Below are 10,413 nucleotides of genomic sequence, written 5' to 3'. Positions count from 1 at the left end.
GAACCCCCGGATCCCGGCCGAAGCCCCGGATCCGGCCGAAGCCCAGATGCCCGCCGACACCCCAGATCACGGCCGACCGCGCCTCAGATGTTGATGGCGTTGCGCACCCAGTCGGGGCACCGGCCGGGCACGCCCTCACAGAACGCGGTGACGGCGCCGAAGGCCTTGCCGTCGGGCAACTTGCGGTAGTCGATCCCCGCGAGCACCGTCAGCGTCTCGGTGACCCGGCAGCTGCGGAAGATCCACCAGCCGCTGCACTCCACGTGGTTCACCTCGGTGCGGTAGTTGTACGTCGTGGCGCCGAGCTGCTCCTTGCCCGCGGGCGTGGGGCGCGGATACATCGTGGTCGCCTTGACGGCGTCCAGGCTGAGGTTGTGCTTCTGGTCGATCTTGGTCATACCGAAACCGGCGTTGCCCCCGTCCCAGTACCCCCTGCGCATGGCCGCGTCCCAGCCGTCCTTGTCCTTCCACTCGCCCACGACGTCGTAACTGCCCGGCGGCGCGGCGGGGGCGGCGGGTGCTTGAGCGTTCACGTCCGCGCGGGCCTTTCCGGCCCCTCCGGCGTCCCCGGCCGCCAGCTTCTCCATGGTCCGCTTCGGGACGCCGTAGTCGGTGAGTTCCTTCAGCTGGAACGACTTGTCCCTCGGCATCCCCGCCCCGGTGTCGAAGACGGAGAACTCCACGCTCCCCCTGCTTCCGCCGGCCCCACCCGGCCCCGCCGTGTCGGCCTGCGCCGGCGCGGACATCGCGAGCACGGTGCCCAGTCCTGCCACCAGGGCCGCCGACGTCGTCCCGACACGCTTGCCGACACACTTGCGTACGGTGTGCATGATCCTCCCCGTTGTCCGTCGAAGGGTGCCTTTGTCGCAGGCACCCACAGGCCCCGACGGTAGGGGTCGGAATTCCCGCCCGTAAACGGCGTACCGCACGCAACAGGTCAATCCTGCGGACCCGTTGGACCGGTCCCGCGCCCGGACGCCCGTCTCGTCACCGCAGTTCGGCGCCGAGTCCTCCCACCGCCCGAAGATCCACCAGGTCGCGCCGAGTTCGACTTGTTCCGAATTCTCCCGTGACCGCCGAGTGCTGACGGTGTGTAGATTTCCCCGCGAAACGGGCACGCGGCCCGACGACAGCGTACGAACCGCACCCCTCGAACGGCGCCTCCCCTCCTCCCCCGATCCCCTCTCACGCCTCCTCGGGCAACACCCCCGGCCTGAAAGGCTCCACCCCCACAACCCGTCGCACCCGCAACGGCTCGATCAGGATCATCAACCGCCGCTCCCCGGGCAGCAGCCACAGATACCGCTCCTCACCGATGTACTTCCGGGTGAGCCGATCCATCGACCGCTCGGCCTCCTCCCCCTCCACGAACCGGACGACCCGCCCCCGAATCTCGGCCCGGTCGTAGGGGTTCTCGGGGTCGATGTGAGACAGGGAGACATACGGGTTGCGCCGAAGGTTCTCCTCCTTCACCCGCCCGACCGATGTGTTGACCATGACGTACTCGCCACCACCGTCACCACCGTCGCCGCCGCCATCACCACCCCCGGCGCCACCACCGCCGCCGCCCTCGATGTCCACCCACATGGGCGACACCTGAGGCGCCCCGTCCGGCCCGACCGTCGCCAAGTGCCAGAAGTTCGGCGCCAACAACCGCTCACGTATGTGCCCGTCCAGCTTCACCATGCCCCCATCCCTACCCACGCCCACCCCACTCACGTCACTCGGACCCCACAGCCCCCACGACTCACAGCCAGCCGTAGATTCCCACAATCCGTGTTTGTGGCTGAACAGCCTGTAGTCACCAAGCCCCGGCACCCTTACGTTGTGCGCGTGCACCAACGCTCAGCGCAACCGCAGAATCCGCGGAATCCGCAGAACTCGCAGAACTGGCAGAACTGGCAGGGTCCGCACCAGCCCCCACATCCACAGCAGCCCCAGATCCCCCCACCCCCACAATCGCCGGCGCAGCCACCGCAGCCCCAGGCCCCCTTCGACGCCCCCGCCGCCCGAAAACTACGCGTCGCCCTCGGCATGGGCCCCGACCACGTCGCGTACGGGATGCGTTCCTCGTACGATCTGCCCTACGTCACCACGGACCTGGTGACGGCCTGGGAACACGGCACCGTCGCCCCGACGAACCCCGAACTCACCGCGCTCGCGGGCGTGTTGTGGTGCTCGCCCGCTGAACTCCTCGGCGAACCCCGCACATTGCGCGAACACCGGCTCGCCCGCGCCATGGCCCCGGAGGATCTGGCCCACGCCATCGGCCTCGACCTCTCCGCCTATCTCCGCATGGAGGAGGCCGACGTATGGCGCGGCACCGACCGTCAGGCCGCCGCCCTCGCCGAGGCGCTCGACCTCTCCCTCCCGGACCTGATCACGGTCACGGGACGCGAGCCGAGGCTCATCGAACTCCTCCACAACGCGGTCACCACACGCTGGCAGGCATACGTACGACAGGCGGCCAGACTGCTCTCCCTGGACCGGCACCTCGTCGAAGACGTCCTCCAGGAGATGCACACCGAATACCAGGGCCGCACGACCGCCGGCCTCACCTGGGCCAACGGCACCGCCGCCACCGACCCGGGCGACGCGGGCCGCGACTACCTCGACCAGATCATCGACCGTTTCTGGTCACTGGTCCAGCGAACCGCGTACTGAGCTCTCGACCGGCACCTCTGACCTCCCGGCCCGATCCGGCTGATTGCCTTTGCCCCTCCCGACAGCCCCCGACAACCCCCGCCAACCGCCCCTCCCCAAAGGACAATAGAGCAGAAGTACGATTCATCCCTACGGTACTGGCCTGTCCGTATCCGTCTCCCACCCACAGGAGAACCGTGAAACGACAGGCCATGGCCATCTGCGCAGCCGCCTCCGCCCTTCTGGTCCTCGCCGGCTCACCGGCGGACGCCAGCGTCCACAGGAAGAAGCCCGCCGGCTGGAGCTGCGACTTCGACGACTGGTGCACCAAGAACACCCGCAGCGGTCCCGGGTCCGCCCACGTCGTGTACTGGTTCCGCGGCGACTTCTACGACACCCTCATCCGCACCGGCAACGCCTCCTACGGCATCAAGCACATCCAGCAGGGTGGAAGCCACAAGCGGAAGCAGAACCACCCGACCGACTCCGCGGCCGTCAAGCTCTGGGACAAGGCCCTCAACAACTACGCCAAGGGCAGCAAGGGCAGCAAGTACAAGGACACCATGACCCACACCTACAAGTACGGGCGCGGCAAGAAGGCCCGCACCATGTGCGTCATGACCTCCGACCTGCACCTGAAGCACGGCGGCAAGGACTACGGCCGCAAGGGCGTTCTCACCGCGTTCTGGGTGAAGGGCCACGTAGGCTGGAAGGGGTGCAACAAGAAGTTCGACTGACGGAACGTCGTCCGACCGAGCCTGATCGAACTTCGTCCGACCGAGCAAGGGACAGCCGCATGACGCGCTGGCACGAAGGCGACGTCGTCACTCCGAAGGTGCCCACCGACCACCCGGAGGATCCGGTCGGAGAGGTCGTCATGGCGGCCTCCGACGGCGGTGTCCTCGTCGTCTTCCCCCTTGCCGGTCACGAGATCTACCACCCCGACGATCTGGCCCCGGCTGAGCGTTCCCGGCTCCACAGGGAGCACTCGTGGCGGGTGGGGGACACCGTGACGCCGGTCATCGAGGTCGATCACGACTATGACCCCGTCGGCACCATCACGAGGATCGGCGAGTACGGCGACATCGTGGTCCTCTTCCCGCGCGCCGGGGAGCGGCATTTCGCGCCCACCGGCCTCGCTCCCGCCGACCCCGCCCGCCTCCACCGATACAAGGAGTCGGACTGGCGCATCGGAGACGCCGTCACACCGACCGTCGAGACCGGTCACCCGGGGGAAACGGTCGGTGAGGTCCTCCGTATCACCGAGGGCGGCGACGTCGTGGTCCTCTTCCCCCTCGCCGGCGAGGAGACCTACGCCCCCGATGAGCTCGCCCCGGCGGCCCCCGACGCCGCCGGCCCTTGGGGCAAGGACCCCTTGGCCCCCTAGAACACCGACTCCGCCTCGTCCATCCGATCCTTCGGCACCGTCTTCAACTCGGTCACCGCCTCGGCGAGCGGCACCATCACGATGTCCGTCCCCCGCAGCGCGGTCATGCGCCCGTACTCCCTGCGGTGCGCGGCCTCGACCGCGTGCCAGCCGAAGCGTGTGGCGAGCACCCTGTCGTACGCGGTGGGGGTGCCGCCCCGCTGGACGTGGCCGAGGATGACCGGCTTGGCCTCCTTGCCGAGGCGGCGCTCCAGCTCGTAGGCGAGTGCCGTGCCGATGCCCTGGAAGCGCTCGTGGCCGAACTGGTCGATCTCACCGTGGCCGTAGTCCATCGTGCCCTCGGCGGGATGCGCGCCCTCGGCCACACACACGACGGCGAACTTCTTGCCGCGTGCGAACCGCTCCTCGACCATCTTCACCAGGTCAGCGGGGTCAAACGCACGCTCGGGCAGGCAGATGCCGTGCGCACCGGCCGCCATCCCGGACTCCAGCGCGATCCACCCGGCGTGCCGGCCCATGACCTCGACGACCATCACCCGCTGATGGGACTCGGCGGTCGTCTTCAGACGGTCCATCGCCTCGGTCGCGACCCCGACCGCCGTGTCGAAGCCGAACGTCCGATCCGTCGACGAGATGTCGTTGTCGATCGTCTTCGGGACACCGACCACCGGCAGCCCGGCGTCGCTCAGCATCCGCGCCGCCGTCAGCGTGCCCTCGCCCCCGATCGGGATCAGCACATCGATGCCGAACTGGTGCGCCATGTCCTGCGCGTTGTCGCAGGCCTCGCGGAGGCGGTCGCGCTGGAGGCGGGAGGAGCCGAGGATCGTGCCGCCCCGGGCCAGGATGCCGCTGACGGACTCCAGGTCGAGGGTGCGGTAGCGGCCGTCGAGGAGGCCGGCGTAGCCGTCCTCGAAGCCGATGACCTCGTCGCCGTAGTGGGCGACCGCTCGGTGCACGACCGACCGGATCACTGCGTTCAGGCCCGGGCAGTCGCCGCCTGCGGTGAGAACTCCGATACGCATCGTGCTGTGTCTCCTGATCGTGCTGCTCGTCCTGATCGGTGCCGGTACTTGTGAGCCAGTCCGATTGTTTCACGGCTCCCAGGGCACTGCCGCGCCCGTATGGCCTCCCTCGCACCGGCCCCCTACCCCCACAACCTAAGGGGCGCCCTATCCATCCCCGAGGGTATTGTCAAGAGGGTTTCCGTCCTCCAGGCCGGTGATTTTCACCCACCCCAGCGGGCACCAGAATCAACAACCCGCACAGAGTCAAACAGCCGCACACAGTCAAACAGCCGCCACCACAGTCACAAGAAACGGAGAGCCCACGTGACGCGCAGCGTGTACGTGACCGGAGTCGATCGCGGCGACGGCCGTCAGGTCGTCGAGCTGGGGGTCATGGAGCTCCTGACCCGGCAGGTCGACCGGGTGGGGGTGTTCCGTCCGCTGCTGCACCACGGCCCGGACCGGCTCTTCGAACTGCTGCGCGCCCGCTATCGGCTCTCGCAGGACCCGGCGACGGTGTACGGCATGGACTACCACGAGGCCTCCACCCTCCAGGCCGAGCACGGCACGGACGAGCTGGTCTCGACCCTCGTCGACCGGTTCCACGCCGTGGCCCGGGACTACGACGTCGTCCTCGTCCTCGGTACCGACTTCGCCGACACCCAGTTCCCCGACGAGCTGTCCCTGAACGCCCGGCTCGCCAACGAGTTCGGCGCCTCCGTCATCGCCGTCGTCGGCGGTCGCAAGCAGACCTCCGAGTCCGTGGCCGCCGAGACGCACAACGCGTACCGCGCCTACGCGGGCCTCGGCTGCGACGTCCTCGCGATGGTCGTGAACCGGGTCGCGCCCGGCGACCGTACCGAGACAGCCGAGCGGCTCAGTGACTCGCGGCTCGCCCTCCCCGTGCCCTGCTATGTGCTGCCCGACGAGCCCGCGCTCTCCGCACCCACCGTCGCCCAGATCACCCACGCCCTCGGCGGCAAGGTGCTCCTCGGCGACGACTCGGGGCTCGCCCGTGACGCGCTGAACTTCGTCTTCGGCGGGGCCATGCTGCCGAACTTCCTCAACGCGCTGACCCCGGGCTGCCTGGTTGTCACCCCCGGCGACCGCGCGGACCTCGTCGTCGGTGCCCTCGCCGCCCACAGCGCGGGCACCCCGCCCATCGCCGGTGTGCTGCTCACCCTCAACGAGCGGCCCAGCGAGGAGGTCCTCACCCTCGCCGCCCGGCTCGCACCCGGCACTCCCGTGGTCGCCGTCGAGTCCGGCTCCTTCCTCACCGCCTCCGAACTCTTCTCCATGGAGGGGAAGTTGAGCGCGGTCACCCCGCGCAAGGCGGAGACGGCCCTCGGTCTCTTCGAGCGGTACGTCGACACCGCCGAGCTGCGCAACCGCGTCTCCGCGCCGAGCAGTGACCGCGTCACGCCGATGATGTTCGAGCACACCCTCCTCGAACAGGCCCGCTCCGACCGGCGCCGCGTCGTCCTGCCCGAGGGCACGGAGGAACGCGTCCTGCACGCGGCCGAAGTCCTCCTCCGTCGTGGCGTCTGCGACCTCACCCTCCTCGGCCCCGTCGACCAGATCCGCAAGAAGGCCGCCGACCTGGGCATCGACCTCGGTGACTGTCAGCTCATCGATCCGCAGACCTCCGAGATCCGGGACACCTTCGCCGAGAAGTACGCCCAGTACCGGGCCCACAAGGGCGTGAGCGTCGAGCTGGCGTACGACGTCGTGTCGGACGCGAACTACTTCGGCACGCTCATGGTCCAGGAGGGGCTGGCCGACGGCATGGTGTCGGGGTCGGTGCACTCCACCGCCGCCACCATCCGGCCCGCCTTCGAGATCATCAAGACGAAGCCGGACGCCGGCATCGTCTCGTCCGTCTTCTTCATGTGTCTCGCCGACAAGGTGCTCGTCTACGGCGACTGCGCCGTGAACCCCGACCCGAACGCCGAGCAGCTCGCCGACATCGCCGTCCAGTCCGCCGCCACCGCCCGGCAGTTCGGGGTGGAGCCGAGGATCGCGATGCTGTCGTACTCCACCGGTACGTCCGGCTCGGGCGCCGACGTCGACAAGGTGCGGGAGGCCACCGGGATCGTCCGCTCCCGACGGCCCGATCTGAAGATCGAGGGGCCCATCCAGTACGACGCCGCCGTCGAACCCAGTGTCGCCGCCACCAAGCTGCCGGACTCCGAAGTCGCCGGCCAGGCGACCGTGCTGATCTTCCCGGACCTCAACACCGGCAACAACACCTACAAGGCCGTACAGCGCTCGGCCGGCGCCCTCGCGGTCGGGCCGGTCCTCCAGGGGCTCCGCAAGCCGGTCAACGATCTGTCCCGGGGCGCCCTCGTCCAGGACATCGTCACCACCGTCGCCATCACGGCGATCCAGGCCCAGACGCCCGCCGCCCGGACGGCCACCCGGTGACCCCCGCGGACAGCCCCACAGCCGGCCCCCGCCCCACAGACAGAAAGCATTCGACCACCGTGACCGCCACCCGCGTCCTCGTCCTCAACTCCGGCTCCTCCTCGGTGAAGTACCAGCTGCTCGACATGAACGACAGCAGCCGACTGGCCATGGGCCTGGTCGAGCGCATCGGCGAGGAGACCTCCAGGCTGAAGCACACCCCGCTCACCGACGGGGGCGCCTCGCGCGAGCGGACCGGGCCGATCGCCGACCACACGGCCGCCCTGACGGCCGTCGCCGAGGAGCTGGCCGAGGACGGGCTCGGACTGGATTCCCCCGAGCTGGCCGCCATCGGGCACCGCGTCGTGCACGGCGGGCAGAGCTTCACCGAGCCGACGGTCGTCGACGACGCCGTGCTCGCCGAGATCGAGCGGCTGATCCCGGTGGCGCCACTGCACAACCCGGCCAATCTGACCGGCATCCGCACCGCCCGGGCACTGCGCCCGGACCTGCCGCAGGTCGCCGTGTTCGACACCGCGTTCCACACGACGATGCCGGAGTCCGCCGCCCGCTACGCCATCGACGTGGAGACCGCCGACGCGCACCGCATCCGGCGCTACGGCTTCCACGGCACCTCGCACGCGTATGTGTCGAGGGCGACGGCCGCGCTGCTGGGCAAGGACCCGTCCGACGTGAACGTGATCGTGCTGCACCTCGGCAACGGGGCGTCCGCCTCCGCCGTGCGGGGCGGTCGTTGCGTGGACACCTCCATGGGGCTGACGCCTTTGGAAGGGCTTGTGATGGGTACGCGGTCCGGTGACATGGACCCGGCCGTCATCTTTCATTTGATGCGCGTTGGCGGAATGTCCACGGACGAGATCGACACTCTCCTCAACAAGAAGAGCGGTCTGATCGGTCTGTGCGGCGACAACGACATGCGGGAAATACGCCGGCGTATCGACGCGGGCGACGAGCGCGCGAAGCTGGCCTTCGACATCTACATTCACCGGTTGAGGAAGTACATCGGCGCCTACTGCGCGGTGCTCGGGCGGGTGGACGCGGTCGCGTTCACCGCCGGGGTCGGCGAGAACGCGGCGCCCGTGCGGGAGGCCGCCGTGGCGGGCCTGGAGCAGCTGGGCCTGGCCGTGGACGGCGACCTCAACGCCGTACGGAGCGACGAGCCGCGGCTGATCTCGCCACCCGGTGCGCGGGTGGCCGTCGCGGTGGTGCCGACCGACGAGGAACTGGAGATCGCGACACAGACGTACGCACTGGTCGAGAAGAACGACTGAGCGACACCATCTGAGCCTCGAAAAGAGCAGCTGAGCAAGAACATCTGAGCCCGGAAAAGAACATCTGAGCTACACCTGAACCGCGACCGAGCAATACACACCGGTAACACGCCTGAGCACATAGGCGCCCATTTGCACTTCCGCCGGCCGGAATATTCCGTAGCGAAACAAACCGATAGGATCGCCCCATGCGCCGTTCGAAAATCGTCTGTACTCTCGGCCCCGCGGTCGACTCCCACGAGCAACTGGTCGCGCTGATCGAAGCCGGCATGAACGTGGCCCGCTTCAATTTCAGCCATGGCAGCCACGCCGAGCACCAGGGCCGCTACGACCGGCTCCGGGCCGCCTGCGCCGAGTCCGGCAAGGCCATCGGTGTCCTCGCCGACCTGCAGGGCCCGAAGATCCGTCTGGAGACCTTCGCCGAGGGCCCGGTGGAGCTGGTGCGCGGTGACGAGTTCACCATCACCATCGAGGACGTGCCGGGCGACAAGCACATCTGCGGTACGACGTACAAGGGGCTGCCCGGTGACGTCTCCCCCGGCGACCAGGTGCTGATCAACGACGGCAACGTCGAGTTGAAGGTCCTCGAGGTCGACGGTCCGCGCGTGCGCACCGAGGTCGTCGAGGGTGGTGTCATCTCGGACCACAAGGGCATCAACCTGCCCGGCGCGGCCGTCAACGTGCCCGCGCTGTCCGAGAAGGACGTCGAGGACCTGCGGTTCGCTCTGCGCATGGGCTGCGACCTGGTGGCGCTGTCCTTCGTCCGTGACGCGAACGACGTGCAGGACGTCCACAAGGTGATGGACGAGGTGGGCCGCCGGGTCCCGGTCATCGCCAAGGTGGAGAAGCCGCAGGCCGTCGACAACATGGAGGACGTCGTGATGGCGTTCGACGGCGTGATGGTCGCCCGTGGCGACCTGGCCGTCGAGTACCCGCTCGAAAAGGTCCCCATGGTGCAGAAGCGGCTCATCGAGCTGTGCCGCCGCAACGCCAAGCCGGTGATCGTGGCGACCCAGATGATGGAGTCGATGATCACCAACTCCCGCCCGACCCGCGCCGAGGCCTCCGACGTGGCCAACGCGATCCTGGACGGCGCGGACGCGGTCATGCTGTCGGCGGAGTCCAGCGTGGGCGCGTACCCGCTGGAGACGGTCCGTACGATGTCGAAGATCGTCGCGGCGGCCGAGGAGGAGCTGCTCTCCAAGGGCCTCCAGCCCCTGGTGCCGGGCAAGAAGCCGCGGACGCAGGGCGGTTCCATCGCCCGTGCCGCCTGCGAGATCGCCGACTTCCTCGGCGGCCGGGCCCTGGTGGCCTTCACGCAGTCCGGTGACACCGCCCGTCGGCTGTCCCGCTACCGCGCCTCCCAGCCGATCATCGCGTACACCACCGACGAGTCCACCCGTAACCAGCTGGCGCTCAGCTGGGGTGTCGAGTCGCACGTCGTGCCGTTCGTGAACAGCACCGACGAGATGGTCGAGCTGGTCGACCAGGAGATGGTCAAGCTCGACCGCTTCAACGAGGGCGACATCGCCGTCATCACCGCCGGCTCGCCCCCCGGTGTCCCGGGCACCACGAACATGGTCCGGGTGCACCACCTGGGCGGCGGCGCCCGCGACTGACCCGGTGATGGGCGGCGCCCGCGACCGGACGCCGCCGTCACCGTCGTAGGACAACAGCACCGAGG

Annotated in this window: 9 protein-coding genes; 6 read left to right on the top strand and 3 right to left on the bottom strand. The window is 69.0% G+C overall.

The window, feature by feature from the left end; all coding sequences use genetic code 11:
• Positions 1–83: 83 nt before the first annotated feature.
• Both STRIP9103_RS09175 and STRIP9103_RS09170 read right to left on the bottom strand, forming a co-directional pair.
• Entirely contained in the window at positions 84–830 is a 747-nt protein-coding gene (locus STRIP9103_RS09175; RefSeq protein WP_009305742.1) for a hypothetical protein, read from the bottom strand.
• A 355-nt stretch (positions 831–1,185) separates the two neighbouring features.
• On the bottom strand, positions 1,186–1,686 hold the full coding sequence (locus tag STRIP9103_RS09170) for a TIGR03618 family F420-dependent PPOX class oxidoreductase (RefSeq protein WP_009305750.1): 501 nt from the start codon (positions 1,684–1,686) through the stop codon (positions 1,186–1,188).
• A 255-nt stretch (positions 1,687–1,941) separates the two neighbouring features.
• On the opposite strand from STRIP9103_RS09170, the gene STRIP9103_RS09165 reads away from it, so the two are divergent.
• The 3 genes from STRIP9103_RS09165 (at position 1,942) to STRIP9103_RS09155 (ending at position 4,030) form a co-directional block, all read left to right on the top strand.
• Positions 1,942–2,664, top strand: a complete 723-nt coding sequence (locus STRIP9103_RS09165) for a helix-turn-helix domain-containing protein (RefSeq protein WP_181800377.1) — start codon at positions 1,942–1,944, stop codon at positions 2,662–2,664.
• 176 nt (positions 2,665–2,840) lie between these two features.
• Complete coding sequence (locus STRIP9103_RS09160) at positions 2,841–3,380, top strand: hypothetical protein (RefSeq protein WP_009305756.1); 540 nt, start codon at positions 2,841–2,843, stop codon at positions 3,378–3,380.
• Between the two features lie 59 nt (positions 3,381–3,439).
• A complete protein-coding gene (locus tag STRIP9103_RS09155; protein WP_009305745.1) occupies positions 3,440–4,030 on the top strand; it encodes a hypothetical protein in 591 nt (196 codons plus the stop codon).
• On the opposite strand, the gene STRIP9103_RS09150 is transcribed toward STRIP9103_RS09155, so the two are convergent.
• On the bottom strand, positions 4,027–5,052 hold the full coding sequence (locus STRIP9103_RS09150) for an ATP-dependent 6-phosphofructokinase (protein ID WP_009305749.1): 1,026 nt from the start codon (positions 5,050–5,052) through the stop codon (positions 4,027–4,029). The genes STRIP9103_RS09155 and STRIP9103_RS09150 overlap by 4 nt on opposite strands.
• 306 nt (positions 5,053–5,358) lie before the next feature.
• Between STRIP9103_RS09150 and pta the strand changes: the two genes are divergently transcribed.
• The 3 genes from pta (at position 5,359) to pyk (ending at position 10,348) form a co-directional block, all read left to right on the top strand.
• Positions 5,359–7,458, top strand: a complete 2,100-nt coding sequence (pta, locus tag STRIP9103_RS09145) for a phosphate acetyltransferase (protein WP_009305755.1) — start codon at positions 5,359–5,361, stop codon at positions 7,456–7,458.
• A gap of 59 nt (positions 7,459–7,517) precedes the next feature.
• Positions 7,518–8,729, top strand: a complete 1,212-nt coding sequence (locus tag STRIP9103_RS09140) for an acetate kinase (RefSeq protein ID WP_009305747.1) — start codon at positions 7,518–7,520, stop codon at positions 8,727–8,729.
• A gap of 188 nt (positions 8,730–8,917) precedes the next feature.
• Positions 8,918–10,348 (top strand): pyruvate kinase, encoded by a 1,431-nt coding sequence (gene pyk / locus STRIP9103_RS09135; RefSeq protein ID WP_009305752.1) that lies wholly within the window; start codon positions 8,918–8,920, stop codon positions 10,346–10,348.
• Positions 10,349–10,413: the final 65 nt, after the last annotated feature.

This window comes from Streptomyces ipomoeae 91-03, from assembly GCF_000317595.1.
GTDB lineage: Bacteria > Actinomycetota > Actinomycetes > Streptomycetales > Streptomycetaceae > Streptomyces > Streptomyces ipomoeae.
The sequence above is the reverse complement of the archived record's forward strand: the minus strand, read 5'-3'. Positions and strand labels throughout refer to the sequence as shown.